The 24,661-nt window shown below is 69.3% G+C and carries 23 protein-coding genes; 9 read left to right on the top strand and 14 right to left on the bottom strand.

Annotated features, from left to right (window positions below):
* Position 1 precedes the first annotated feature (1 nt).
* Positions 2 to 766, bottom strand: a complete 765-nt coding sequence (locus tag ABS78_RS15985; protein ID WP_363083424.1) for a response regulator transcription factor — start codon at positions 764 to 766, stop codon at positions 2 to 4.
* A 94-nt stretch (positions 767 to 860) separates the two neighbouring features.
* On the opposite strand from ABS78_RS15985, the gene ABS78_RS15990 reads away from it, so the two are divergent.
* Genes ABS78_RS15990 through ABS78_RS16015 form a run of 6 tightly spaced genes read left to right on the top strand, consistent with a single transcriptional unit; the run spans position 861 to position 8,729 of the window.
* Entirely contained in the window at positions 861 to 3,182 is a 2,322-nt protein-coding gene (locus tag ABS78_RS15990; protein WP_293381410.1) for a TonB-dependent siderophore receptor, read from the top strand.
* A 51-nt stretch (positions 3,183 to 3,233) separates the two neighbouring features.
* Entirely contained in the window at positions 3,234 to 3,914 is a 681-nt protein-coding gene (locus tag ABS78_RS15995; RefSeq protein ID WP_293381413.1) for a Fe2+-dependent dioxygenase, read from the top strand.
* Positions 3,911 to 5,017: an alpha-hydroxy acid oxidase gene (locus tag ABS78_RS16000; protein ID WP_293381416.1), complete on the top strand. Its 1,107-nt coding sequence runs from the start codon at positions 3,911 to 3,913 to the stop codon at positions 5,015 to 5,017. Before ABS78_RS15995 ends, ABS78_RS16000 begins: the two co-directional genes overlap by 4 nt.
* 29 nt (positions 5,018 to 5,046) lie before the next feature.
* Positions 5,047 to 6,093, top strand: coding sequence for an extracellular solute-binding protein (locus ABS78_RS16005; RefSeq protein WP_293381419.1), 1,047 nt, complete (start codon positions 5,047 to 5,049; stop codon positions 6,091 to 6,093).
* A 12-nt stretch (positions 6,094 to 6,105) separates the two neighbouring features.
* On the top strand, positions 6,106 to 7,701 hold the full coding sequence (locus ABS78_RS16010; RefSeq protein WP_293381422.1) for an iron ABC transporter permease: 1,596 nt from the start codon (positions 6,106 to 6,108) through the stop codon (positions 7,699 to 7,701).
* Entirely contained in the window at positions 7,698 to 8,729 is a 1,032-nt protein-coding gene (locus ABS78_RS16015; protein WP_293381425.1) for an ABC transporter ATP-binding protein, read from the top strand. Before ABS78_RS16010 ends, ABS78_RS16015 begins: the two co-directional genes overlap by 4 nt.
* A gap of 106 nt (positions 8,730 to 8,835) precedes the next feature.
* On the opposite strand, the gene ABS78_RS16020 is transcribed toward ABS78_RS16015, so the two are convergent.
* The 3 genes from ABS78_RS16020 to ABS78_RS16030 all read right to left on the bottom strand — a co-directional run bounded on the left by ABS78_RS16020 (position 8,836) and on the right by ABS78_RS16030 (position 12,947).
* The gene (locus ABS78_RS16020; RefSeq protein WP_293381428.1) at positions 8,836 to 11,262 is read right to left on the bottom strand and encodes an ATP-binding protein; all 2,427 of its coding nucleotides are present in this window, start codon (positions 11,260 to 11,262) and stop codon (positions 8,836 to 8,838) included.
* Between the two features lie 74 nt (positions 11,263 to 11,336).
* Positions 11,337 to 12,128 (bottom strand): RNA methyltransferase, encoded by a 792-nt coding sequence (locus tag ABS78_RS16025; protein WP_293381431.1) that lies wholly within the window; start codon positions 12,126 to 12,128, stop codon positions 11,337 to 11,339.
* Positions 12,129 to 12,947: an acyl-CoA thioesterase domain-containing protein gene (locus ABS78_RS16030; RefSeq protein WP_293381433.1), complete on the bottom strand. Its 819-nt coding sequence runs from the start codon at positions 12,945 to 12,947 to the stop codon at positions 12,129 to 12,131.
* Between the two features lie 155 nt (positions 12,948 to 13,102).
* Here ABS78_RS16030 and ABS78_RS16035 point away from each other — a divergent pair, with 155 nt between their 5' ends.
* Positions 13,103 to 13,507 carry a hypothetical protein gene (locus ABS78_RS16035; RefSeq protein ID WP_293381436.1) on the top strand — a complete coding sequence of 135 codons (405 nt, stop codon included), beginning with the start codon at positions 13,103 to 13,105 and terminating at the stop codon, positions 13,505 to 13,507.
* A 10-nt stretch (positions 13,508 to 13,517) separates the two neighbouring features.
* Here ABS78_RS16035 and ABS78_RS16040 read toward each other — a convergent pair whose 3' ends face one another.
* Both ABS78_RS16040 and ABS78_RS16045 read right to left on the bottom strand, forming a co-directional pair.
* On the bottom strand, positions 13,518 to 14,288 hold the full coding sequence (locus ABS78_RS16040) for an SDR family oxidoreductase (RefSeq protein ID WP_293381439.1): 771 nt from the start codon (positions 14,286 to 14,288) through the stop codon (positions 13,518 to 13,520).
* Between the two features lie 41 nt (positions 14,289 to 14,329).
* A complete protein-coding gene (locus ABS78_RS16045) occupies positions 14,330 to 15,748 on the bottom strand; it encodes an AMP-binding protein (protein ID WP_293381442.1) in 1,419 nt (472 codons plus the stop codon).
* A 40-nt stretch (positions 15,749 to 15,788) separates the two neighbouring features.
* Between ABS78_RS16045 and ABS78_RS16050 the strand changes: the two genes are divergently transcribed.
* Positions 15,789 to 17,084: an amidase gene (locus ABS78_RS16050; protein WP_293381445.1), complete on the top strand. Its 1,296-nt coding sequence runs from the start codon at positions 15,789 to 15,791 to the stop codon at positions 17,082 to 17,084.
* Position 17,085: 1 nt separating this feature from the next.
* On the opposite strand, the gene ABS78_RS16055 is transcribed toward ABS78_RS16050, so the two are convergent.
* The 4 genes from ABS78_RS16055 to ABS78_RS16070 form a co-directional block, all read right to left on the bottom strand.
* Positions 17,086 to 17,796: a phosphatase PAP2 family protein gene (locus ABS78_RS16055; RefSeq protein WP_293381448.1), complete on the bottom strand. Its 711-nt coding sequence runs from the start codon at positions 17,794 to 17,796 to the stop codon at positions 17,086 to 17,088.
* 41 nt (positions 17,797 to 17,837) lie between these two features.
* On the bottom strand, positions 17,838 to 18,020 hold the full coding sequence (locus ABS78_RS16060) for a hypothetical protein (protein ID WP_293381451.1): 183 nt from the start codon (positions 18,018 to 18,020) through the stop codon (positions 17,838 to 17,840).
* A 182-nt stretch (positions 18,021 to 18,202) separates the two neighbouring features.
* Entirely contained in the window at positions 18,203 to 19,345 is a 1,143-nt protein-coding gene (locus ABS78_RS16065) for an L-lactate dehydrogenase (protein WP_293381454.1), read from the bottom strand.
* Positions 19,346 to 19,401: 56 nt separating this feature from the next.
* Entirely contained in the window at positions 19,402 to 20,163 is a 762-nt protein-coding gene (locus ABS78_RS16070) for a hypothetical protein (RefSeq protein WP_293381457.1), read from the bottom strand.
* A gap of 176 nt (positions 20,164 to 20,339) precedes the next feature.
* Between ABS78_RS16070 and ABS78_RS16075 the strand changes: the two genes are divergently transcribed.
* On the top strand, positions 20,340 to 20,672 hold the full coding sequence (locus ABS78_RS16075; RefSeq protein ID WP_293381460.1) for a hypothetical protein: 333 nt from the start codon (positions 20,340 to 20,342) through the stop codon (positions 20,670 to 20,672).
* On the opposite strand, the gene ABS78_RS16080 is transcribed toward ABS78_RS16075, so the two are convergent.
* From ABS78_RS16080 to ABS78_RS16095, 4 genes are read right to left on the bottom strand one after another with little or no spacing between them, the layout of a single operon-like run.
* Entirely contained in the window at positions 20,669 to 21,355 is a 687-nt protein-coding gene (locus ABS78_RS16080; protein WP_293381463.1) for a cytochrome b/b6 domain-containing protein, read from the bottom strand. The two genes, ABS78_RS16075 and ABS78_RS16080, sit on opposite strands and share 4 nt — an antisense overlap.
* Before the next feature lie 2 nt (positions 21,356 to 21,357).
* Entirely contained in the window at positions 21,358 to 21,861 is a 504-nt protein-coding gene (locus ABS78_RS16085; protein ID WP_293381466.1) for a cytochrome c, read from the bottom strand.
* A 58-nt stretch (positions 21,862 to 21,919) separates the two neighbouring features.
* On the bottom strand, positions 21,920 to 24,013 hold the full coding sequence (locus tag ABS78_RS16090; RefSeq protein WP_293381469.1) for an AsmA family protein: 2,094 nt from the start codon (positions 24,011 to 24,013) through the stop codon (positions 21,920 to 21,922).
* Between the two features lie 55 nt (positions 24,014 to 24,068).
* Positions 24,069 to 24,629, bottom strand: a complete 561-nt coding sequence (locus ABS78_RS16095; RefSeq protein ID WP_293381566.1) for a sugar transferase — start codon at positions 24,627 to 24,629, stop codon at positions 24,069 to 24,071.
* Positions 24,630 to 24,661 lie beyond the last annotated feature (32 nt).

Below are 24,661 nucleotides of genomic sequence, written 5' to 3' on the forward strand. Positions count from 1 at the left end.
GCTAGGCCTGCTCGACGTCGGGCACGAACATGTAGCCAGCGCCCCGCACGGTTCGGATCAACTCGCCCGCGTCTTCCCCTTCGAGCTTGCCCCTGAGTCGACTGATCAGCACGTCGACGCTCCGATCCGACGGGCTTCCCAACCGGACACGCGACATTTCCAGGAGCGCGGCTCGGCCGATCACCCGCTGCGGGCGTTCCAGCAGGGCCACGAGAAGATCGAATTCTGCGCCTGACAGATCGACCCGCGCCCCAGAGGGCGTGAAGACCTCCCGCCGACGCAGATCCACGATCCAGCCCAGGAATGTCAGGCGCTGGGGCCGGCCCCACCCCGCCGCACGCCCCGATGTTCCTCGCCGAAGGACCGCGCGGACACGGGCCAGAAGTTCGCTCTGGGCGAAAGGCTTGGCGATGTAGTCGTCGGCGCCCAGTTCCAACCCCGCGACACGATCTGCCTCTTCTCCTCGCGCGCTGACCATGATGATCGGCGGGCCGCCGTCCGTATCGCGTCTCAGCGCACGGCAGACGTCGAAGCCGCTCATGCCGGGCATCATCACGTCGAGCAGGATGAGGTCCACGTCGCCGGTCGCCACGTCGTCGCAGGCCTCGGCTCCGCTGGCCACGCCGCGGGCGTGGAAGCCGTTCTTGCGCAGCAGGTCGGCAAGAAGGATCCGCATCGCGGGATCGTCATCGACGACGAGGATCGTCGCGGGCGGAGATGGCTGACGAACGATCGGGCCCGGATTCGGCCCCGCATCATGTCGAATGTGTCGCTGAATCATTTCAAAGTGTTGCCCCGAACGCCCTGACAGCCTCGCCCATTGACACTCGTTCCCGGCGCTCCGCAAAGCGCGACTGCGAGTGACTATCATTCTGATGGGTGTGACCGACGTGGACAAGAGAACGAAGAGCGCTGAAGCTGGCTGGAAGGTCGTGGCGGGGCCCACGGGAACGGCCTTCGTGGCCCTGGTCGGCGCGCTGGCGTCATCGAGCCCGGCCATCGCCGAGGCCTTCGACGACGCCCAAGGCACCCCGGTCAGCGCGGTGGAAGTCCTGGGCGCAACCGACGCGGACGCGCCCAAACGCACGGCCAAGCTGCTCGATACGCCTCAGACCGTCTCGGTCATCCCTCAGCAGATCATCGAAGAGAGAGGCGCGCGCAACCTGACCGAGGTGTTGCGCAACACGCCGGGCATCAGCTTCAACGCCGGCGAGAACGGCTTCTCGACCTCGACCAACAACTTCAGCATGCGCGGGTTCGACGTCAGCGGCTCGGTGTTCATCGACGGCTCGCGCGATTCGGGCAGCTATGCGCGTGACGTGTTCAACGTCGAACGCGTCGAGGTGGTCAAAGGGCCGGCCGCCGACAACGGCCGGGGCGGCCCCGGCGGCTACGTGAACATCGTCACCAAGAGCCCAGGGAACGAGAACGCCGTCTCGGGCGCGGTCAGCTTCGGCTTCGACCAGTACGACTCGAAGACCCGCAAGCGTGGGCTGGCCGATATCAACCACGTGCTCGCCGACAACCTCGCGGTGCGTCTGAACGCCGTCCTGGAGGACAGTGGCGTCCCGGGGCGCGAACTGGCCCGTAAGAAAACCTGGGGGATTGCGCCTTCGCTGGCCGCGACGCTTTCGCCCAACCTCCGGGCGATCCTCGCCTATGAGCACGTCAGCCAGGACGACCGGCCCGAATGGGGCGTGCCGGGCGCCGCGATCAAGGGGACGGCCGCCTACAATCCGCTGACGGCCGATGCGCCTCGGGATGCGTTCTACGGCCTGCGCTCGGATTTCGACGACACGCGGAGCGACGCCGTGCTCCTGCGCTTCGAAGGGCAGTTCGCCGAGGGCCTGCGCGTCACGAATCAGACCCGGTTCTCGGAGGTGGATCGGGACGCGCGCTTCACCGTTCCCACCGGCTTTACCGCCGCCACGTCTGTGGTCCCGACCCAGACCCAGTTCTACCGCCGAAAGAACGAGACCCTCACCAACTTCACCAACCTCACGGCAAGGTTCGGGTCCGGCGCCCTGTCGCACAGCATCGCCGCCGGCGTGGAGTTCACGCGCGAGAAGTCGGACTCCGACCGGCTCGGAACCGTCAATCCGCCGGTCACCAGCCTGCGCGACCCCAACCCGGATCGGGCGGCGGGCGCCGTCCTTGCGCCCACCGAACGCGCCCAGGTCAAGGTCGATACCGTGGCGGCCTATGTCTACGACACCATCGAAATCGGCGAGCAATGGCAGATCACGGGCGGCGTCCGCCTCGAAAGCTACGATGCGGCGATCCAGAGCCGGACCGCCGCCGGCGCGCCCGCCGGGGCCTTGGGCAACTTCAAGCTGTCGGACACCAACTGGGGCGGCAAGATCGGCCTGGTTTACAAACCTGCGTCCAACGCCAGCCTCTACGCCTCGGTGGGCACGGCGGCGCAGCCGCCGGGCTCGTACCTTTCCAACCCCGACATTTCGCGTACGGGCGAGAATGCGTTTCCCGGCTTTGTCGCCGGCGCCAAGACCGTACGATCCGACAACTACGAAGTCGGCCTGAAGTGGGACCTGTTCGACGGTCGGCTTTCGACGACGGCCGCGGTCTTCCGCACCGTCAAACGCAACGCGCCGATCACCGGTCGCGACGTCGGAGAGACCGTCGATAGCCTGAAGGGCTACGGCAAGCAGATCGTCCAGGGGGTCGAGATCGGCGTCTCCGGACGGATCACCGAAGCCTGGGAAGTCTATGGCGGCCTCGCGTGGATCGACAGCGAACGCAAGCACAGCGCCTATCTGGACGAAGTGCGCCGGCGGGCCAATCCGGCCGACTACGGGACGTTCCTCCGCGCCAGCGGGGACAAGCTGGCCTTCACGCCCGACGTGACCGCCAACCTCTGGACGACCTATCGCTTCCCCTTCGGCCTGACGCTGGGCGGCGGGGTCCAGCACGTCGGTTCGTCCTTCCTTGGGCGGCCGGACGACGCCAACCGGATCATCCCGAACGGGATGTTCGGCAAGCTGCCCAGCTACACGCTGCTCCACGGCTATGCGTCCTACGAGGTCAACGAGACGATCGATCTGCGGCTGAACATCGACAACCTCACCAATGAGAAGCATGCTGTGTCGACCAACTGGAACGGCAGTCGCGCCACTCTCGGCACGCCCCGAGCCTTCCTGATGACCGCCGCATTTCGTTTCTGACCGACGGCGTCCGGCCGCCATTCGGCGGCGACGCAGAGGAGTGTCCTGAAGATGATTCTGGCGATCCCCGCGGTCCTCTCTCCGCAAGAGGTCTGCGTCTTTCGCCAGGATCTCGAAGGCGCTTCCTGGCGCGACGGACGCGCGACCGCCGGATCCGTCGCGGAACGGGTCAAGGCCAACCAGCAACTGGCCGACGACGATCCGGTCGCTGCGCGCCTGGGTGGACTGGTCCTGGAGCGACTCGCCCACAACGAGCGCTTCATCGCCGGCGCCCTGCCTCTGAAGGTGCTGCCGCCGCGGTTCAATCGCTATGCGGACGGCGGGACCTACGGCGACCATGTGGACGCTGCGGTGTTTTCCGTTCCCGGCTCCCCGCACCGGCTCCGCAGCGATCTGTCGGCGACGCTCTTCCTGAGCGAGCCTGACGACTACGACGGCGGCGAGCTGATGATAGAGGGTGAATTCGGCGTTTCCGCCATCAAGCTGCCCGCGGGACACTTGGCGTTGTACTCGGCCCGCACCGTGCATCGGGTGACGCCCGTGACGCGGGGCGCCCGACTGGCCGCCTTCTTCTGGATCGAGAGTTTGGTCCGCGAGGGCGAGCGGCGCGAGATGCTTCTGGAGCTGGACGACGCGATCCGCGCGCTGCGCATCGATACGCCCGATCACCCGTCGGTGGTGCGGCTGACCGGTCTCTACCACAACCTGCTGCGGGCGTGGGCGCAGACGTGAGCAACCCGCTGCCGAAGCTTCAGGCGATTCCCCATACGATCGCGACCGTCGGCGACTACGAGATCGCCGCGCGGGAACGGGTGAGCGAATCCGCCTGGGCGTACCTGTCGGGCGGCGCTTCGGATGAAGTCACACTCGCCCGGAACACCCGCGCCTTCTCGCAGTTGGGCCTGCGCACCCGGGTGTTCGCCGACCTCGCAGAGGGCGACACGAACCTGGAGCTCTTCGGTCGGAGCTTCGGCCTCCCGATCCTTCTCGCTCCCGTGGCTTTTCACCGGCTGGCGCATCCCGACGGCGAACTGGCGACCGCCTTGGGCGCGACCGCAGGCGGCGCCGGGCTGGTCGTCAGCACCCAGGCCAGCATCACGCTGGAGGCGGTGGCCGACCAGGCGGCGACCCCGCTCTGGTTCCAGCTCTACATCCAGCCCGATCGCAACGTCACGCTGAGCCTCGTTCGCCGAGCCGAGGCCGCTGGTTACGGGGCTCTCGTCGTCACCGCAGACGCCCCGATCAGCGGCTTCCGGCCGCGCGAACAGCGCGTCGCCTTCCGCCTGCCTCCGGAGATCGAAGCGGCCAACCTGCGCGGCGCGCCGCCGCCGCTCACCCATACCGCGGGCGCGGGCCAACCCCTGCTGCTGGGCAGCCCGCTGCTGGCGGCCGCGGCGACCTGGCGCGACTTCGCCTGGCTCCGGAGCCAGACGTCGCTGCCGATCCTCGTCAAGGGGGTGATGACCGCCGAGGACGCCGGCCGTGCGTTGGATGAGGGCGCGGATGGCGTCGTCGTCTCCAACCACGGCGGCCGCGTGCTCGACGGACAGCCCGCGAGTCTCGATGTGCTGCCCGAGATCTACGACCTCGTCGGCGATCGGGCTCCCGTCCTCTTCGACGGAGGCGTTCGCAACGGCGGCGATGTCTTCAAGGCGCTGGCGCTGGGCGCTCGCGCCGTCCTGATAGGGCGGCCCTACATCTGGGGCCTGGCCGCCGCCGGCGCCGTCGGCGTCTCGCACGTCATCCATATGCTCCGCGCCGAACTGGAAGCGACAATGGCGCTCACCGGCCGGCGCAGGCTCTCCGAGATCGATCGCACTGCGGTTAGATGCTGACGCAGACTTCCTGCCCCCAAGGAGGCCCCATGATCCGTTCCATTCCTCTTGCCGCCGCCGCCGTACTGGCCCTTTCAGCCTGTAGCCCATCGAATACGGAGAAGGCCGGCGCGCCGGCCGGTTCGGGCGAGCTGAATCTCTACACCGCGCGCCACTATGACGCCGATCTCGCACTCTACGAGCTCTTCACCAAGGAGACGGGCATCAAGGTCAACCGCATCGAGGGCAATCCCGATCAGCTCATCGCGCGCATGACCAGCGAAGGCGCGTCCAGCCCTGCGGACGTATTCCTCGCCGCCGACGCCGGAGCGCTGTGGCGGGCGCAGAACGCCAATCTGCTGCAACCCACCTCGTCGCCGGCCCTCGAGGCGGCCATCCCGGCGAATCTGCGCGAGCCCGAAGGCCGCTGGTTCGGCTTCTCGCGCCGCGCGCGGATCGTCGCCTACGACCCGGCCAAGGTGCGGCCCGAGGAGATCGACACCTATGAGGAGATCGCCTCTCCGCGTTTCCGCAAGAAGCTCTGCGTGCGCTCGGCCGACAGCGTCTACAACCTGTCGCTGGTCGGCGCGCTGATCGAAGCCTGGGGGCCACAGAAGGCCGGCGACTGGGTGAAGGGCGTGGTGGCCAACATGGCCCGTCCCCCCGAGGGCGGCGACCGCGACCAGATTCGGGCCGTGGGCGCGGGTGTCTGCGAGATCGCGCTGACCAACAGCTACTACTACATCCGGATGGCCGGCGGCGGCGACGTGAAGGACAAGGCAGTGACCGACAAGGTGAAGCTGGCGTTCCCTTCCCTTGATGGTCAGGGCGCGCACGTGAACATCTCGGGCGGCGGGGTGGCCGCCAACGCCCCCAACCGCGAGAACGCCGTGAGATTCCTGGAATTCCTGGCCTCGCCCGAAGCCCAGAAGATCGTCGCCGAGAAGAACAGCGAGTTCACCGCCAACCCGGCCGTACCGGCCCCGGCGCCGGTGGACGCCTATGCGGGCTTCACGGCCAATCCGATGTCCGTGTCGGCCTATGGCCCGAGGCAATCCGAAGCCCAGTCCCTGATGAGCGCAGCGGGCTGGCGCTAGGCGCGTAAGGTCGTGACGCAAGTCTGGCGCAGCGGCGTCTCCGGATCGCCGCTGCGGCTCCTGGCGCTGCTGGCTGCGGCCCTGGCCATACTGCCTCTGGCCGGGGTCGTAGCGGCGGCGTTCTCCGGCCAGGCGACCGCCGACATCGCCGCGCGCGATCTGTCGCGATACGCCCTGTCGTCGATCGCCCTCTCCGCGGGCGTGGCGCTCTCGACGGCCGTCCTGGGGACCGTAGCGGCCTGGCTGGTCGCCATGCACCGCTTTCCCGGGCGCGATCTCTTCGCGTGGGCGCTGGCGTTGCCGCTGGCGATCCCGGCGTTCTCGGTGGCCTACGCCTACGCCGATTTTCTGGACGTGGCGGGCGACCTGCGGACGTGGATGCGCGGCGCCTGGGGGACGGACCTGCCCCTCAACATGCGCACCCTCGGCGGCGCGACCTTCGTGCTGTCCTGCGCCTTCTATCCCTATGTCTATCTGGCCATGCGGGCCGCCTTCATGAACCAGTCTGTACAGGCGCTGGAAGCGGCGCGGATGCTGGGGTGCTCGCCGGGGCAAGCCGTCCTTCACGCAGCGTTGCCACTCTGTCGACCCGCCCTGGCCGCGGGCGTCGCCCTGGCGGTGATGGAAACCCTGGCCGACTACGGGGCGGTCCAGTTCCTCGGTGTCCAGACCCTGACCACCGGCGTGGTTCGCGCCTGGTTCGTCTACGGCTCGCTTACATCGGCGGCTCAGTTCGCCCTGCCCTTGATGGCCGCCGCCGCCGTGCTCCTGTGGATCGAACGCAGCGGTCGGCGCGGTCGCTCGCACGACGGCGCCAATGTCCGCTGGCGACGTCTCGAAGCCTCGCCGCTCAAGGGCCCCCGGGCGCTGGTCGCCACTGGCTTCTGCCTGACGCTCCTCACCGTCGGTTTCCTCCTGCCTGCGGCCTGGCTTGGCCTGGCGGCCATGGGAGTCACGCCCGAATGGCCGCGGCTGCTGCGCGCCGCGAGCCACTCCGTCGCGCTGGCCTCGGCAGGCGCCGTGGCCACGGTGTTCCTGGCCGCGCTCCTGGCCCTCGGCGCCGGCCGCCTGCCGGTGACCGCGCGTCTGGCGAGCCTGGGCTACGCCACGCCGGGCGCGGTCATGGCCATCGGTCTCCTGGCGCCCGCCGCCGTGTTCTGGAAAATCGCGCCGGGCGGCAGCGCAAGCCTTTGGGTCGGCCTCACGCTGCTCATCTTCGCCTACGCCGCCCGGTTGATGGCCGCAGCGCTGGAGCCCATCGAAGCCGGTCTCTCACGGGTGACGCCGTCGATGGTCGCAGCCGCCCGCAACCTGGGGCGAAGCGAAGTGGGCGCGGCTCTCGCGGTCCAGGCGCCGGTGGCTCGCGGAGCCTTGTTGACGGCGCTTCTCCTGGTGTTCATCGACGTGCTGAAAGAGCTGCCCGCGACCCTGATCCTGCGGCCGTTCAACTTCGACACGCTGGCGGTGATGGCCGACAATTACGCGCGCGACGAACGCCTCGCCAACGCCGGGTGGCCTGCGCTGCTGGTCGTAGCCGCAGCGCTGCCGGTGGTCGTCTGGCTGACCCGCCGCATCACCGTCTCCAGGCCCGGAGAGGACACACCGTGAGCCTGAGCCCCACCGATATCCGCGTGCAGAACGTGACGAAGCGCTATGGCGACCGCACGGCGGTGGACCGGATCGACCTCGAACTCCGGCCCGGCCGCATCACCGCCCTGCTCGGCCCGTCGGGTTGCGGAAAAAGCACATTGCTGCGTCTCATCGCCGGCCTTGAAGTCCCGGACGAGGGGCGGATCCTGGCCGGCGAGACCCTGCTGGCTGGGCCGGGGACCTTCATCCCTCCCGAACGGCGCAGCGTCGGCCTCGTCTTCCAGGACTACGCCCTCTTTCCGCATCTCGACGTGCTTCAGAATGTGATGTTCGGCCTGCGCGACCGACCGGCGGTCGAGCGTCGGGGACGTGCGCTGGCCCTGCTCGAACAACTCCGCCTGGGCGCCCGCGCCGGCGATTGGCCCCACACCCTCTCCGGTGGCGAACAGCAGCGCGCCGCCCTCGCCCGCGCACTCGCCCGGGAGCCATCCGTGGTCCTCATGGACGAACCGTTTTCAGGTCTCGACCCGCATCTTCGCGCCGAGGTCAGGGCCACGGTCCTCTCCGCCCTGCGCGATGCGGGCGCGGCGGTCCTGATCGTCACCCATGACGCCGAGGACGCGCTGCTCATGGCCGACGATCTGGCGCTGATGTCCCACGGCGCGGTAATCCAGCGCGGGACGCCCGAAGACTGCTACCTGAAACCGGTCTCCCGCGAGGCCGCCGGCATGCTGGGCGACGTCAATGCGGTTCCTGTCGTGGTCCGGGCCGGCCAGGCCGAGACTCCCTTCGGCACGACTCCCGCGCCCGGGATCGCCGACGGCCAAGCCGTTCTCCTGGTTCGTCCGGAATCGCTGGAGTTGGCGGCGACGGGCGCCCCGGCGAAAGTCGTGGCCGCCCGCTTTGCCGGGGCCGTGCGCGAACTGGTCCTGGACGTCGACGGTCTGACGCTGCGGCTGCGCACCACGGATCGCGCCGCCGGGCCCGACACACCGGTCACGGTTGCACTGAGCGCGGATCGAGCCCACGTGACGCCCATCGTTTAGTGTTCGGTCCGGATGTGAGTTGGTCTGGCGCCAGCAGGTGCGCCAGGGCTCCGTCTTCCAGGCGTCGCGCTTGGGCTTGAGGCCGTCGAGGCGGCCGGATCTTCGCTCAGGCGGCCGCGGTCTCGATGTCGTGGGCGTCGTCGCTCACCGCCGCCTGTAGCGCCTCGAAGAGACGACCGGCTTCGATGGGCTTGGCCACGAAGGCGTCCATGCCCGATTGCAGATACTCTGCGATCTGGTGACTCATCGCATTGGCGGTCAGGGCGATGATGGGGGTGCGGGCCCGGCCTTCGGAACGCTCCCGCGTCCGGATCAGAGCGGTGGCTGTGGGGCCGTCCATGATCGGCATCTGGACATCCATCAGGATGGCGTCCCACGCCTCGCGCTCCCACGCCTCCACCGCCTGACGGCCGTCGGCGACGACCTCCGGCTCCACCCCCACCTGCGCCAGCAGGGTCCTGAGGACGAGCTGGTTCATCGCATTGTCCTCGGCCGCCAGCACGCGCAGCGGCCGTACGGAGACCGTCTCCGCCGGCCGGGAAGTTATCTTGCGTGCAGGCTTCTGACGCGTCGGTCTCGGACGCGGCGCAGCGCGAGCCACCTTCTTCAGCGGCAAGCGCGCCGTGAAGGTGGAGCCCATCCCGGGCGCGCTGGTGGCGGAGATCTCGCCGCCCATCAGTTCGGTCAGTTCGCGGCAGATGGCCAAGCCCAGCCCGGTGCCTCCGAACCTACGGGTGGTCGAGGCGTCCGCCTGCTGGAACTTGCGGAAGAGACCTGCGAGCTGGAACGGGGTCATGCCGATCCCGGAGTCCATGACCGTCAGCGAAAGCGCACCCTTCTCGCAGCCGATCCGCACCTTCACCCCGCCTTGCTCGGTGAACTTCAGCGCGTTGGAGACGAGGTTCCAGAGGATCTGACGAACCCGCACCTCGTCGCCCTCGTAGACACCCTGGGCGGCGCGGTCGACGGTCAGCTCGAACGACACGTTCTTGGCCTCGGCGATCGCCTGGAAGGTGGCGTGGACGGTCTTCGCGAGGGCGCCCGCCTCGAAGCGGGCCGTCTCCAACGCGAGTTTCCCGGCCTCGACCTTCGAAAGATCCAACACGTCGTTCAGGATCGCGAGCAGGCTCTCGCCCGACTGGCGGATCACGTCGATCCGCTCGCGCTGCACCTCGGTGAGCTGCGCGTCGGAGGCCAGCGCCTGGGCCATGCCGAGGACCCCGTTCAGGGGCGTGCGGATCTCGTGGCTCATGGTGGCCAGGAAGGCGCTCTTGGCCCGGTTCGCCGCCTCGGCCTCGTCCTTCGCGGTGACCAGCGCACGTTCGGCCGCCTTTTGGGCGGTGATGTTGCGAAGCGCGCCGACGAGCCGCACGGGCCGCCCCGTCTCGTCGGCGATCAACCGGGCCACACCGGAGGCCCAGATCTCCTGGCCGTCCGAGCGCGCGATCCGATGTTCCGGCCTGTACGGCGCGCCCTCGCGCATATGACGCTGCCACGCGGCCTTCACCCCTCCGACGTCGCGACGATCGATGCCGCGATAGATGTCCTCGGCCATGTCGGCGTAGGTCATGGGCCGCTCGAAGAACGTGTCTTCGGCGCCGACCTTGATCAGTTCCTGGCGCACATAGTCCATCTCGTAGACATGCAGGTCCGAAATCTCCAGGACCAGCTTCAGGCGCTCTTCGGAGCGCTCGGCGCGCTCCAGCCCCTCGACGAGTTCGGTGATGTCGTAGGAGCTGATGATGAGGCCACCCACCTCGCCTCGGTGATCGCGCCACGGGGTGAGTTCCAGCCGCAGCCACGCCTTGCCTCCGTCCGTCGCAGGGATCTGGAGCCGCTCGATCGAATGCCGGTGACCCTCGAGGCACCAGGCCAGGCCGTCGCGCCACTGATCGAACATGTCCGGGCGCAGTTCGAACAGCGTCTTGCCGATGACCTCGCGCCCCTCGAGACCGCGGGCCTTGACCCACTGCGGGCTCGCGTAGAGGAGCCGCATGTCCCGATCGGTCAGGACCATGGCCACCGGCATCGAGTCCACGATCGCCGACACGGTCCGTTCGGAGCCCGCCTTGACACGGGCAGCCTGGGCGCGGGTCCATTCGTCGGCGGCGAAGTCGGCGAGGTCCTGCAATCGTCGCGCCAGGGCCGGATCGTAGGCTCGGGCGCCCGGACCGGCGACCCAAAGCGCGCCCGGCGTCGTATCATCCTCCAGCCGGATCGGCGCGCCCGCGTAGAACAGCGGCCCCGGGAGGCCCCTGACCAGCGGATCGTCGCGGAACCGAGGATCGAGCCGACAGTCCTCGAGCCAGAGCAACTCGCCGGAGCGGATCACCTCGCGGACGCCAGCGGCGGCGCCCAGGTCCCGCTCGTTTCGGCGGCTGCGCCAGACGCTTTCGGGTGTCACCAGGGTGATCTGGGCCTCGACCTGGCCGAACAGGGCGCGGGCGAGCCGGGTCGCGCGGTCGAAGACAGGCCTGGAATTCTCCAGGCCGGGCGGCATCTCTTCCGCGGCTGCGCCAAGCGCGTTCGACATCGACTTCCCCCGAGGCGCGCTCTTCGCAGCGTCTCCCCCGCCAGCATTATGATCCATAGCCGTTGAATGGGGGCTTAACGCAATGTGAGCGTGTACAGTACGATGCCGCTCGTGGTCGCCATGTTGAGCGAATCGAAGCCGCCTTCCATCTGGATGCGAACGGTCCTGGTCCGCGCCAGCACCGTCTCGGGCAACCCGGGTCCCTCCGCGCCCAACAACACGGCGACCCGACCCCTGAGGCGGACGTCCTGAAGGTTCTCGGCGCCGGCCGGCGAGAGCGCGACCGTTTCGAAGCCGGCTTCGATGAGCGCGTCCGCCATCTGCTCCCCGCTTCCCACCCGCACGAACGGCGTCGTGAGGGCGGCGCCCACGCTGACGCGGATCGCTTTCCGGTAAAAAGGGTCGCAGCACGTGTCGTCCAGAAGCACCGCATCGGCCCCAAAGGCGGCGGCGTTGCGGAAGACGCCGCCCATGTTGTCGTGGTTGGCGACGCCGACGAGGCCCACGATCAGAGCCCGCGGCGGCAGACCCGTCAGCAGCGCGGCGGCGTCCCGTCGAGGCCGGCGCCCTACGGCCAGGACGCCGCGGTGGATGGGGAACCCCACCACCTTGTCCATCGCCGCCTGCCCGGCCGCGTAGATCGGAATCTCGCCCGGCAAAGCGGAGATGAGGTCAGACAGGCTCTCCACGCGGTGAGCGGCGATCAGCACCGACTCCAACATGTCGGGCGCGGCGCGGACCACCTTCTCCAGTACGACCCGCCCTTCGGCCATAAAGCGTCCGCCGTGACCCGCGAGGTCGCGGTCCCTGACATGCCGATAAGGCTCCAGGCGCGGATCTTCCGGATCGTCGACCTCGACGATCACTCAGCGATCCGTCGCGTTGTCGCGGATTCGCGCGATCATGGACTGGCTGGCGATCGCCATCAGTTCGCCGTCCTGTGCGAAGAGATGCATCGAGCCGTGCGCGAAGCCGCCGTGCATCCCCGACATGCTGATGTCGCAGAGCACCCATTCGGTCGGAACGATCCGCCGGATGCGCAGGGTGTTGTCGAGGCTGTTGCCGCCGGCGTTGCGCCCCATTGCGGCGCCCAGGCCCGAGGGCGCCAGGTCCGCCATGATCGCCAGCATCGCCGTATCGATCGGAAAGCCCTCGCGCGGGCGCACCCAGATCATAGAGCGCCCATCGGCTTCCGGATGGCCCACCCGATCGGCGCCATAGCGGCCTTTCGCGCGGCGGACCTCCAAGCGGCTGTGGAGGCCCTCCTGCACGTGGCGCCAATGCGCAGCGGGTTCGCAGTCCTCGGGCGGCGGCGCGTCCGGCATCTGGACCCACTGCTCCGAAAGGTCCGATGGGCGAGCGCCCAGGGCGGCGTTGACGGTCAGGATCTCTTTGTCGCCCACATGGCCGATGACCCGGGCCTGGGTGTTGTACTTGCCTTCCACAGGCGTCCAGACGTCCAGGTCCACGACGCTTCCGGGGCGCGCGTACGACAGATACTGCGCCGTCGCCCAGATCACCGGCCGGTCGCAGGTGCGCTCCATCGCCGAGACCGCCGAAGCCAGACCCACGCCCCCGAACATGAACATCGCTCCGGGCGGGCCGACGCTGATGTTCGGCTCGACCGGCAAGTACCAGCGATGCGGATTGTGGGTGGCGCGCAGGTCGAAGAAGAGCTTGTGCATCCGCCATCTGAAAGCGTGTCGCGGACGGCAGCGCAAGAGGCGTGTCGGTGACGCGAGATTGCCGCCGACACACGCTTTGCGAGAAATCGTTCACCAAGCCTGAACCAACAAAATTAAGCGTGAAGTCAGAGGCGTGCGCCTAGTCTCCGCCTGCGATGATCAGCCCTCCGCTCTCGCAACTCGGCGCAACGGTCCTGCGGCGGCCGTTCTACATGCCGCTGGCGTTCGTGCTCAGCGGGATGGTGCTGGCCTTGTCGATGACGCCGTTCTTCGACGTGTTCGTCCCGCGCCTGCTTCTGTTCTACGCCGGAACCGCCCTGGCCTACGCCCTGATGCCCTATGTGCGCCGCGGCGACATCCCGCTGGTCGCAGCCTGGGTCATTCTCGTCAGCGAACTCGCGCCCTGCGTCGCCGGCGAACTGATATCGCCGGTCAAGGTGACCGCCGACGCCCTGGGCGTTCTCATGGCCACCGGACCGATCTATCTCGCCCGGCTGCGACAGGTGATGCAGGGCGACGTCCGGCCCGCCGGACGTCGCGCCTCGGAACTCCGCCGCTAGGCGTTCGCCCCTAGAAATTGGCTCGGCGACTGATCGCGCCGTCCACCACCATGTTGATCCCGGTCGTGAAAGCCGAGCGTGGGCTGGCCAGGAAGACGGTCGCCGCCGCGACTTCCTCGGGCGTCGCCATCCGGCCGGTGGGATTTCTCTGAATCATCTGTTCGAAAAAGGCGGGCATCCCGGCCTTCACCCGGCCCCAGACACCGTCCTCGAAGAACACCGTCCCCGGCGACACCACGTTGCAGCGGATCCCCTTCGGGGCGTTCTCCCGCGCCAGGCCCTTGGCGAAATGGATCTGCGCGGCCTTCATCGCTCCATAGGCGTCGGGTCGGTCGGCTTCGGCCGCCGAGATGGACGATGTGATCAGGAACGCCGCGTCGCCCCTGTCGGCCGCCGCCTTCTCCAGCAGCGGCTTCGCCGCCTCGAACGTTCGCACCGCCCCCAGGATGTCGATCTCGAACATGGCGCGCCAGGTGTCCTCGCCCGCACCGTTCACCAGGGCGCTGGCGTTGGAGACCAGGATGTCCACCCCGCCCAGAGCCTCTCCGGCCGCGGTGACGAAACCTTTCAGCGCCGGGCCGTCGGCAATGTCCACGACCTGGCCGAACGCCTTGACGCCCTTCGCCTCCAGGGCCCGCACCGTCTCGGTCACCTGCCCTGCGTTGCGGGCGCAGATGGCGACATTGGCCCCCTCGTCCGCGAACGCCGCGGCGATGGCCCGGCCGATGCCGCGCGTCGCGCCGGTCACCACCGCCGTCTTGCCCCTGAGTTGCAGGTCCATCCCGTCCTCCTGTCTTGTGGGGGCGGACCTTGCCCGAAGGCCTAGGCGCCGAACAAGCCGGCATGCGCCTCGCGCAGCCGGTTCTTCTGGACCTTTCCCATGGTGTTGCGCGGTAGTTCGTCCACGAAGATCACCCGTTTGGGCGCCTTGTAGGCAGCCAGCTGGCGCCGCGCCTCGGCGACGATCGCCGCCTCGTCGCCGGTTCCCATGACCACCGCCACCACGCCTTCGCCAAAGTCCGGGTGCGGCACGCCGATGACGGCGCTCTCCACGACGCCTGGAAGTTCGTCGAGAACCAGTTCGACCTCCTTCGGATAGACGTTGTAGCCGCCCGATATGATCAGGTCCTTGGCCCGGCCCGAGATCCAGACCCGGCCATCGGGGTCGCGGTGGCCCACGTCGCCCGTGAGGAAGAAACCGTCGGCGGTGAACTCCTCGGCCGTCTTCTGGGGCATGCGCCAGTAGCCGGAGAACACCGACGGCCCGCGGATCTGGATGACGCCTGCGGCCTCCCCGCCGCCGATCCGCAGTTCCACCCCCGGCAATGGATAGCCCACCGAGCCGGCGATCCGGTCGCCATCCAGCGGGTTGGTGGTGATGATCACCGCCTCGCTCATCCCGTAGCGTTCCAGGATGCGCTGGCCGGTGCGCGCCTCGAACTCGGCGAAGGTCGAGGGCAGCAGGGGCGCGGAGCCCGAGATGAACAGCCTGACCGCCGCCGCGCGTTCGCGGGTGAAGGCCGGATTGGCCAGCAGGCGGGTGTAGAAGGTCGGCACGCCCATCATCACCGTGGCCCGCCCGAGCCCCGCCAGCACCTCGTCGTCGGAAAACTTCGGCAGCCAGACCATCGGACAGCCCGACAGGAGGGCGCAGTGCAACGCGACGAACAGGCCGTGGACGTGGAAGATCGGCAGGGCATGCAACAGCACGTCGTCGGACGTGAAACCCCAGGCCTCATGCAACGCCAGGGCGTTGGCGGCCAGGGCGCCGTGCGTCAGCATCGCGCCCTTCGATCGACCCGTGGTGCCCGAGGTGTAGATCAGGGACGCAAGGTCCGAGGCTTCTCGCGCGACCGCGGCGCTCAGCGGCGTGTGGCGGCGGGCCTCGTCCACCCAGGTGGGTGGGTCGGTAACGAAGGCGGCAGGTTCGGCGTCGCCCAGGAAATACTCCACCTCGGCGGGCGTATATGCGCTGTTGAGCGGCAGGTAGACGGCGCCCGCCATCAGCACGCCCAGATAGATCATGATCGACTCGGGGCTCTTCTCGGCCTGGAGCGCCACGCGGTCGCCCGGCCGCACGCCCTCGGTCACGAGTCGACCCGCCACATGGGCCGCCCCGGCCTCGAGTTCGCCGTAGCTGACGGTCGTCCCGTTGCTCAGGATGAAACAGGACGCTCTCCGGTCGGCCGGAAAGCGGGCGGCCAGAAGATCGTAGAGGTTCGCGGAAATTGGAGCGGTCATGGGCCTTCCCTAGCTCATTTTCCGTTGCGATTGTCGCCCCATGACGCCATCCGAAGTCCTGCCTCGGATTCGCCGCTACGATGACGCTCTGAGGGCGTTCGCGCGGGTGTTCGATACCCCGCTGTCGGCCGGCGGCGGGGGCCCGACCTTTGCGATCAAGGACCTGTTCGACGTGGCCGGCGTTCCCACGGGCGGCGGGGCGCGCACCCCGCTAGCCCCCTCTCCGGACCATCACGCCGTCGCGGTGCAACGGCTGCTCGACGCCGGCTGGACAGCCGTGGGCAAGACCCAGACGGTCGAACTGGCCTACGGCGGATGGGGTACGAACCGGGCGGTCGGCGCGCCGCGAAATCCCTGGGACGCCAAGGTCGGACGCGTGGCCGGCGGCTCCTCCTCGGGATCGGCGGTGGCCGTGGCCGTCGGCTTCTGCGATGCGGCGCTCGGCAGCGACACGGGCGGCTCGGTGCGCATCCCCGCGGCGACCTGCGGCGTGGTGGGACTGAAGCCCGGCCGTGGCCTGGTCAGCCTCCTGGGCGTCCATCCCCTGAGCCCCTCGCTCGACACGGTCGGTGTCCTGGCGCGGGATGTCGCGACAGCGGCCCATGTCCTGGCCATCGTTTCGGGTCCGGACGGCGCGGCCGCCACGCGCGATCCGTTCGACGCGGAGGCTGCGCTGAGCCGGGCGACTGGCGGCCTCCGGCTCGCCGCGATGCCACGGTCGGCGCTGGATCCCCTCGATCCCGACGTGGCGCGGCTATACCGCGAGGCGCTGGACAGACTGGGCGAAGCCGGCTTCGAGGTCGTGGAAGCGCCGCCGCCCGCCGCCTTCGACGAGTCCTTCACGTCCAACGGCCTCCTGATGGCCGGCGAGGGCTGGCGGATCTGGGGCGCGCGGATCGCGGCGCTGGCCCACGAGATGGACCCCTGGATCGTCCGCCGCTTCGAGGTGGGCCGCGAGATCAACGACGAGCGCCTCGAACGCGCGCATCACGAGCGGGAGGCCAGCCAGGCGGCCGTTCACCGCTGGATGGCTGGTTTCGACGGCCTCGTCTCGCCCACCTGCCCGATCCCCGCCGCGTCCTTCGCCGATGTGGACGAGACGGTCTCGCCTCTCAGCCGCCTGACTCGCGCCGCCAACTACCTCGATCTCCCGGGGATCAGCGTGCCGTGCGGCCTCACAAGCCCAGGCTTGCCCGTGGGCCTCCAGATCCTGGGACGGCCGGGCGACGAAGCGGGTGTGGTCGCCATCGGCGCCGCTTTCGAACGTGTGTCGCGGTGGAACGGCCGGGCGCCCGACCTTGCGGGGTTCGCCGCTCAGGCGCCGATCCCACGGTGAACTAGCCCCGCGTGGCCCCGCCCAGCGTCCGTAGCGCCACCCACCCCACCAGCGCCCATGCGGAGCCAAGGCACCAGCCGGCCAGCACGTCGCTGGGCCAGTGGACCCCGAGATAGACGCGGCTGAATCCCACTCCCACGACCACCAGGGCCGCGAGCCCATAGACCAGCGTCTTGCTGCGGCGCCGCGATTCCAGGCTGGCGATCAACATGGCGAGGGCGAGGAAACACGCGGTCGACATGGTCGAATGCCCGCTTGGAAAGCTGCCCGTGTAGACGTGCACCTCGTGCGGGACGAGATCGGGCCGCGGCCGACTGAAGAACGCTTTGGTCCCACTGCTCGACGCCCAGGCGGCCAGGACGACCCCCCCCATCACCAGCGCATGGACGGGCCGCCGGTGGAAAGCGAACGCCAGCACTGCGACCAGGGTCGTCAACGCGACCAGAGTGGTGCCGCCAAGAGCGGTGATGTCGCGAACCGCCTCTTCGATGTTGCGGCCGCCGAGGGGGTCCGACAGGTCGCCGGACTCGCGTAGCGCCAGGATGAGGCGCGAGTCGATGGCGTGAGTATCTCCACCGGCCATCGCGCCGGCCAGCGCCACGAAGCCCCAAAGGATGGCGGCCGCCAGGGCCAGCCCGATCAGGACGCGGGCCTCGAAGCGGCGGAGATAGGTCCAGAGCTGCCGCCAGGGGCCACGGGTCATCGACGACATGTGACGAAGCTAGGGCCTGAAGGCGCTCGGGACAACGCGGCTCAGGCCGTAACGCGTCGATCGCCTCCCGCGCGGCGAAGGGTCAGGTCCACCGCCGCCTGGGCGGCGTCCTGCGTGGGATGGGCTCCATCGGCGACCGTTTCGCCATCCTCGTCGTAGACGCACCAACGCCAGACCTCGGCGTCGTGACTGAGCGAATACGCGAGCGCGCGACCTTGCGGCATACCCGTCCTCCGTTACTCGGCGGATTTAACCCGAAGGAAAGCCGATTGGTTTCGCACTGCACAATCGCATTCGCGTGATGGGCGAGCATGCGCAAAATCTGGAGCAGATACGCAGGGCGACTTCGAGCATTCCGTAGACGCCTCGGCTGAACGCCCGTACGCCGCGCGCCCGCCGCGACCACCTAACCGAGATCGAGCAGTTCCCGGCCCGCCGCGCGCACATCCGTGCATCCGGTGAGGATCATCGCCACCGCCAGTTCGGCGCGCAGGGTGTCGAGCATCTTCGCCACCGCCGCCTCGCCACCGGCGCCCAGCGCCCAGGCCCAGGGGCGGCCGACGAAGCAGGCCTTGGCGCCGAGGGCCAACGCCTTGAGCACGTCGAGACCCGAGCGGACCCCGCCGTCCATATAGACCTCCAGGTCGCCGCCCACGGCGTCGGCGATGCGCGGCAGGGCGGCCACCGACGACTTCACCCCGTCGAGTTGGCGCCCTCCGTGGTTCGAGACCACCAGCCCCTGGGCGCCGGCCTTCGCGGCCGCCCGCGCATCGTCGGCGTCCAGCACGCCCTTGATGACGATGGGGCCGTCCCAGCTCTCGCGGACCCAGTCGATATCCTTCCAGGTGACCGAGCGGTCGAAGTTGCGCGCGATCCAGGACAGGAAGTCATTGACCCGCCGTCCCTCGGTGACGGCCGCCTGGACCGAGCCCAGGGTGTGAGGCCGGCCCTTTACGAACACGTCCCATGTCCAGTCCGGATGTGTCACCCCGTCCCACGCCTGGGTCAGCGCCGCCTCCAGCGCGCCGGCGCCGCTGAAGCCCGAGCGGATATCGCGATAACGGGAGCCTGGCAGGGGCAGGTCGACCGTGAACACCAGCACGGGGCACCCCACGGCCTTCGCGCGCGCCAGCAACTCGCGCATGTAGCCGCGGTCCTTCAGCATGTAGAGTTGGAACCAGGGGGGCGCGCCGGCGGCGGCCACCTCCTCGACCGAGCAGACACCGACGGTCGAGAGACAGAACGGCACGCCGGCCCGGGTCGCAGCGCGGGTCGCCTGGGCTTCGCCGCGACGGGCGTACATGCCGGCCATACCGACGGGAGCCAGGCCCACCGGCATCTTCAGGCTCTGGCCCAGGGTCTCGACGGTCATGTCCAGGCGGGTCATGTCGCGCATCACCCGCTGGCGAAGCGCGATGGCCTCCAGATCGTCGACGTTCCGGCCAAGGGTGACCTCGGCATAGGAGCCGCCGTCGATATATTCGAAGAAGATGTTCGGCAGCCGGCGCCGCGCCAGCTCACGATAGTCCGAGACCGAAGCCGCCCGCATCGTCCCCTCCCCTGTCAGCGAGAGGTTTTGGAGCCCGCGGCGGCCGGGTGCAAGCCTCAGCCGCCCGCCGTGGCCGCCGCAGCCCGGGGTCGGAGGCCGAAGCCGCCCGGCGCCAGGGTGATCCAGACCTGATGTCCGCGGGCGACACGACGGCCATCGCCGTCGAACAGCGCGACGCCCGATGTCTCCTTGCGGCCCTCGCGGGCGAGCGGCCAGGCCAGGACCACATATTCCCGTCCTGCGAGCACAGGGGCCTCGACCTCGCCGGTCATGGTTCCGAGCAGTGCGCCGTGACGCCCTTCGCCCTCGACCCAGGCGAAATAGCCGGGGCAATCCAGCGCCGCCCAGACGATTTCGGGGCCGATCGTGCCATCGGCGTCGGCGAAATCCGGATGCGGCGTCCATGTGCAGGCGACGACGCCCGTCGCCGCGCCCTCGACCTGGCCTGGGAACACGCGCAGCCCGTCGCCCGTCTCGCGTTCCGGGCCACACGTGAAGCAGATGGGATGGATACGCTGGGTATGGCCCAGATGTCGCTCACCCGCGGCGCGCCCCTGGTCCAGCGTCGGCGTCAGCGGCGGCTCGGGCAGATCCTGTCGCGCCGGACCGCCCTGGGCGATCAGGCCGCCATCGGCGTTCATCAGCGCGGCGCCGCCGTCCGCGCGCGCAAGATTCAGGTCGGTGTCCAGCGGGATGGGCGCGCGCAGGACGGCCGTCGTCGGTCCCTCCACCTCACGCGAGAGAAGACCGCATACATAGCCGCCGTTGCCGGAATTGGGCGGGCCGCAGAACCGGCGGCCGATCTGGAGAATGCTCAAAAGGAAGGAACCCGTACGTCGAAAGAACAGAACAATCCGGGCGCTTTCCCATGCTGACGCCACGCAAGGGAAGCCAGATTCCATCATCACGGCGTTGGACGCGGCGCCCGGGCGCGCTAAAGGCAAGGGATCAACCGCGCGCTTGCGGAATCGGACACCATCGACGGAGACACTTGGTGAGCGACCGGATCGAACGGCCCTGGGCCCTGATGCGTCACCACGCGGGCTGGGCGGACGTGTTCCACATCGACAGCGAGACGGCCGATTCCATCACCGGCTTCTATCCCGACCGCGAGACGGTCGGCCCCCCCGTGACCTACTCCACCCGTGCGATCCTGGCCCGCTATCCGACGCTGGAGTCGGCGCGCGCGGCGCGGGAAGGCGCGGTGGCGGAATGGCGCAAGCATGACGCCGGCGTCCGCGACGCCGAGACGAAGCTGCGCGAGGCCGAAAAGCTTCGCGAGGAAGCCTGGCTCACCTCGCTGCGCGACGCGGCCGACCGCAGCTAGAGCCAGAAGCCCTTCGAGACGGCCCAGGTGGCGGTGGCCGCCAGCGCGATCCCAACCACCAGCCGCCACAGCGGGGCCCGGAACAGGGGCGCCCGGGCCAGTCCCGGGTCGCCGGGAAGCGTGCGTCGCCCCGTGACCATGCCGCCCACCAGGTTCGTCCGCTTCCAGACGGCATAGAATGCGATGGCCGCGAGGTGCAGGGCGACCAGCGCCTGGAGCACCCGGAAACTCAGTTCGTGGATGTCGGCCATCCGCCGGCCGGTCTCGAAGCTGACCATGAACGAGAGCGGGCCGCCCTCGAAGCCGTCGATGTCCACCACGAACAGGCCCGTGCCGACCTGCGCCAGCACCGACGCCAGGATCGCCAGCACGCTGAGCGCGCCCAGCGGGTTGTGGCCCACGGTGGTCGACGGCTCGCGCCGGCCCAGGGTTCGGGCATACGCCAGGACGGCGCCTGGTCCCTTTACGAAATGGGCGAAACGCGAAGCCTCGCCTCCGGCGAAACCCCAATACAGGCGGAACACCAGCAGGCCGATGATCGCGTACCCGCTCCAGCGATGCCAGGTCAGGTAGTCGTCGGCCGACCACCAAGAGAACAGCAGCAGCGCCACGAGTAGCCAGTGGACGACACGCGTCGGCCCGTCCCAGATCCGAACCGGCGTCGACAGGGGAGCATCGGCCACGCCTAGCTCTTCTGCTGCCGATATTTGTCGTGACAGGCCTTGCACGAGCCGCCCACCGGCCGCACCGCCGCCTTCACTGCATTGATGTCGCCCGATGCGGCGGCGGCGTTCAGCTTGCCGATCTCCGTGCGGCTGGCCGTGGCTGCGGCGGTGAACCCTGCCGCGTCGGTCCAGATGTTGGCCTTGGCCTCGCTCATCGGCCGGGCCTCGACGCCGCTGCCGCGAGGGAACCATGTGGGCAGGGCGGTGACGAGCTGGTTCATGGTCGCGGCGCTTCTGGCCACCACCGCCTTGTCCGGCGAACCTTTGCGCAGTTCGTCGTTGAGGCTCTTGAAGGCCGCGCCGAGGCGCTCGAAGTTCTCGTGCCGGACGTAGGCGGTCTTTGTCGCCGCGCTGGCGTTCGCCGGCATCTTGTCGTCGTGGGCGAACGCACCGCCGGCGGCCACGGCCGCCCCCACGCCGATGGCGACCGCCGCGGCCGTCAGCCTGTTGAACGTCGACGTCATGCTTGAACCTTCCAAGACCGTGGATGGTGGGGACATTGAGCGGCGGAAGCTTCACCCGTCAACGGGCGGCGACCGCGGCGGCCTTCACAGGCGCGCCATCGCGCGCCGCTTCGGCGATCAGGGCGCCGCAGTTGGCGTCCTTGGCCAGGCCGGGATCGACGAACGGCAGGATGGCCGCCAACGGTGACAATAGGGTTCCAAGCGCCGCCGCGACACCGCCCTGCGCCAGAGCCGGACCGGATTCGACACCGATTCTGGGCGCGGTCAGAGACCCCTTCGCGGTCACGGGGACCAGCACGCGCACCAGCCTGAACGACTTGTCCTGACCCCGCACGCGGAGGTCCATGCGCTCCGAGCGCAGATCGATCTCACCGCGCCCCGTCACCAGGACGGGCCCCGTGTCGAGCACGATATTGTCGGCTCGCATCACACCGTTCCGAGCCTGGAAGTGGGCGACTCCGCAGCGAATCGGTGTGGTCGTGGTGTCCTTCGAGAGCAGGAGGCCGAGCCCCTTGACGACGTTGACACCCATCAGTTCGGCCACGGACCGGCGGATCTCGCCGCCCGGCGCGACAACGACCACCTCTCCGTCCGCCGTCGCGAAGGTCTTGCGGACACTGTCCCCTCGACCGGCCAGGCGGGCCCGGCCCACCAGCGCGCCTTCGAACGGGGTCGAACCCTGGAAGGTCACGGGGACCAGGCCCTCGATGCGCGCGTTGCTCAGCCGCAGATCCAGGGTGGTCGACGGGGTTCCGCCACGAGCGTCCAGGCTGACATGGCCCTCCAGGCGGCCGTGCGGGAGGTCCAGCCTCAGCGGATCGGCCCGCAGCAGGCCGTCGTCCAGCCGCACCCGCACCGAGGCGGCGCTGAGCTGGATCGGGGTGTCGCGGATGGAGGTCGCGCGGTAGGTCACGTCGGCGTCCATGGCCCGAATCCTGCGGACGTCGAGCGGCGTGTCGGGGAAGAGCCGCGGCTGGGCGACCTGGCGCGCCGCCGGCTCGGCCGAAGCGGTCTCGCCGGGGCCGGCCTTCGGTGCGGCGCCGAACACCGCCCCCAGATCATCGAAATCGAGGCTGCGGGACATCAGGGCCGCCTTCAGCAGCGGCCGCTCCCGCCCCGTCTCCACCGCGAGGGTACCGGAAAGGTCGCTGTCGCCCACCCGGCCGGCCAGGCCGTCCACCTTCCAGAGGAACCCGTCGCGCGAGAGCCGGCCCCGCAGCGCGTAGGGCGGCGTATTGGGCAGCGCCACGCCGGTGATCGGGAAAAGATCGGCCAGGTCCGGGCCCCGGACCGTGGCGTTCATCTGGAATCGACCCAGGTCGAATGGCCGGGGGATCGCCCCGTTGGCGGTCACCTGCGTACGGCCGGCGCGAAGGTCGACGTCGAAGGGGTAGGGCTCGTCGCGCTCGATGTTCACCAGCGGCCCGCCGGTGATCTCGGCGCGGAACGGCTGGCCGTTGATCGTTCCATCCCCGGTGAGCTGGAAGCCGGCGTTCCCGACGCCCAGGCGCTCGCGCGCTTCGATCACGCCCAGAAAGCGGATGTTTCGCTGGGCGTCCGAGTATTCGAGCCGCCCTTCGCGGATCACGAAATTCTGGATCGGCGGGAAGTCGGCTGGAGGATCCTGGCGGCCGGGGGAGAAGTCCCAGTTCCGGCGCCCCTGTCCGTCGGCCAGCAGGCGGAAGTTCGGCCGGTCCACCGCCAGCACGCGCAGGTCGGTCTTTCCCCACAGCAGCGGAACCAGGCGAACGCGCACGCGCAGGCGGTCGATCGTGCCCATCGGGGCCGTCCCCGCCCATTCGGGGTTCGCGATGGTGATGCCGTCGACGGTCGCCGTGGGCCGCCATGAGAACAGGTCGACGCGCAGATCGCCCGAGATCGTCACCCTGCGATCCAGCCGCGCCGAGGCGGTTCGCTCCAATGGGCCGCGGAACCAGTTCCAGTCCCAGACTGCGATCAGCACGGCGATCGCGATGGCCAGAAGCGCCAGAACGCCCCCGGCCCACATCAGGCGGCGGCGGGGCCGTTCGGTGGCCGTGGGCGGGTGGCGGGCCGGCCGCTGGGCGAAGCGTCGGCGGGCGCGGGCCGCCAGATCGCGCATGGCGGGTGGGCGCCGGCGAAGCGATAGCGGTCTGACGGGCTCCTGGCTCATGATCACGTCTCCGGCGCAGGAAAACGCGCCGGCCGGGCGTCCGTTGCGGCGGAGCCTAGTGGCTCACCCCGCGCCCGCTGAGCGCGGCGCGAGCCGTGCGCGCGATGATGGCCAGATCGAACAGGATGCTCGCGCGCTCCAGGTATTCCAGGTCCAGTCGCACCTTGTCGGGGATCGGCAGCTCGTCGCGTCCGTTAATCTGCGCCCAGCCGGTCACGCCCGGCCGCAGGACGTGGACACCGGCCTCGGTGCGCAGGGCCACGAGGTCGTCCTGATTGAACAGCGCCGGCCTCGGTCCCACCAGGCTCATGTCACCCCTGAGCACGCTCCAGAGCTGAGGCAGCTCGTCCAGGCTCGACCGGCGCAGGAAGCGGCCAAGCGGCGTCACCCAACGGCCGGGATCTTCCAGCAAATGCGTGGCCACGTCGGGGGTGTCGATGCGCATGGTGCGGAACTTCGGCATGGCGAAGAGGCGGTTCCCCTGTCCCACGCGGCGCGACCAGTGGATCGCGGGGCCGGCGCTGTCGAGCCGCACCGCCAGGGCGAGCGCCATCAGCAGTGGCCAGGCCACGGCCAGCCCCACTGTCGAGACGACGATGTCGAACGCCCGCTTCAGCACCACCTGTTGTTAGCGCCGGGCGCGCGGGC

The sequence above is a fragment of the Phenylobacterium sp. SCN 70-31 genome (assembly GCF_001724605.1).
Classification (GTDB): Bacteria; Pseudomonadota; Alphaproteobacteria; order Caulobacterales; family Caulobacteraceae; genus Phenylobacterium.

What these genes read in the sequence shown, in the direction of transcription:
- ABS78_RS16060 (WP_293381451.1), bottom strand. Translation starts at nt 18,020, where the DNA reads ATGCCGCAAGGTCGCGCGCTCGCGTATTCGCTCAGTCACGACGCCGAG.
- ABS78_RS16035 (WP_293381436.1), top strand. Translation starts at nt 13,103, where the DNA reads ATGATCAGCCCTCCGCTCTCGCAACTCGGCGCAACGGTCCTGCGGCGG.
- ABS78_RS16050 (WP_293381445.1), top strand. Translation starts at nt 15,789, where the DNA reads ATGACGCCATCCGAAGTCCTGCCTCGGATTCGCCGCTACGATGACGCT.
- ABS78_RS15995 (WP_293381413.1), top strand. Translation starts at nt 3,234, where the DNA reads ATGATTCTGGCGATCCCCGCGGTCCTCTCTCCGCAAGAGGTCTGCGTC.
- ABS78_RS16055 (WP_293381448.1), bottom strand. Translation starts at nt 17,796, where the DNA reads ATGTCGTCGATGACCCGTGGCCCCTGGCGGCAGCTCTGGACCTATCTC.
- ABS78_RS16065 (WP_293381454.1), bottom strand. Translation starts at nt 19,345, where the DNA reads ATGCGGGCGGCTTCGGTCTCGGACTATCGTGAGCTGGCGCGGCGCCGG.
- ABS78_RS16005 (WP_293381419.1), top strand. Translation starts at nt 5,047, where the DNA reads ATGATCCGTTCCATTCCTCTTGCCGCCGCCGCCGTACTGGCCCTTTCA.
- ABS78_RS16090 (WP_293381469.1), bottom strand. Translation starts at nt 24,013, where the DNA reads ATGAGCCAGGAGCCCGTCAGACCGCTATCGCTTCGCCGGCGCCCACCC.
- ABS78_RS16030 (WP_293381433.1), bottom strand. Translation starts at nt 12,947, where the DNA reads ATGCACAAGCTCTTCTTCGACCTGCGCGCCACCCACAATCCGCATCGC.
- ABS78_RS16040 (WP_293381439.1), bottom strand. Translation starts at nt 14,288, where the DNA reads ATGGACCTGCAACTCAGGGGCAAGACGGCGGTGGTGACCGGCGCGACG.
- ABS78_RS16045 (WP_293381442.1), bottom strand. Translation starts at nt 15,748, where the DNA reads ATGACCGCTCCAATTTCCGCGAACCTCTACGATCTTCTGGCCGCCCGC.
- ABS78_RS16085 (WP_293381466.1), bottom strand. Translation starts at nt 21,861, where the DNA reads ATGACGTCGACGTTCAACAGGCTGACGGCCGCGGCGGTCGCCATCGGC.
- ABS78_RS16020 (WP_293381428.1), bottom strand. Translation starts at nt 11,262, where the DNA reads ATGTCGAACGCGCTTGGCGCAGCCGCGGAAGAGATGCCGCCCGGCCTG.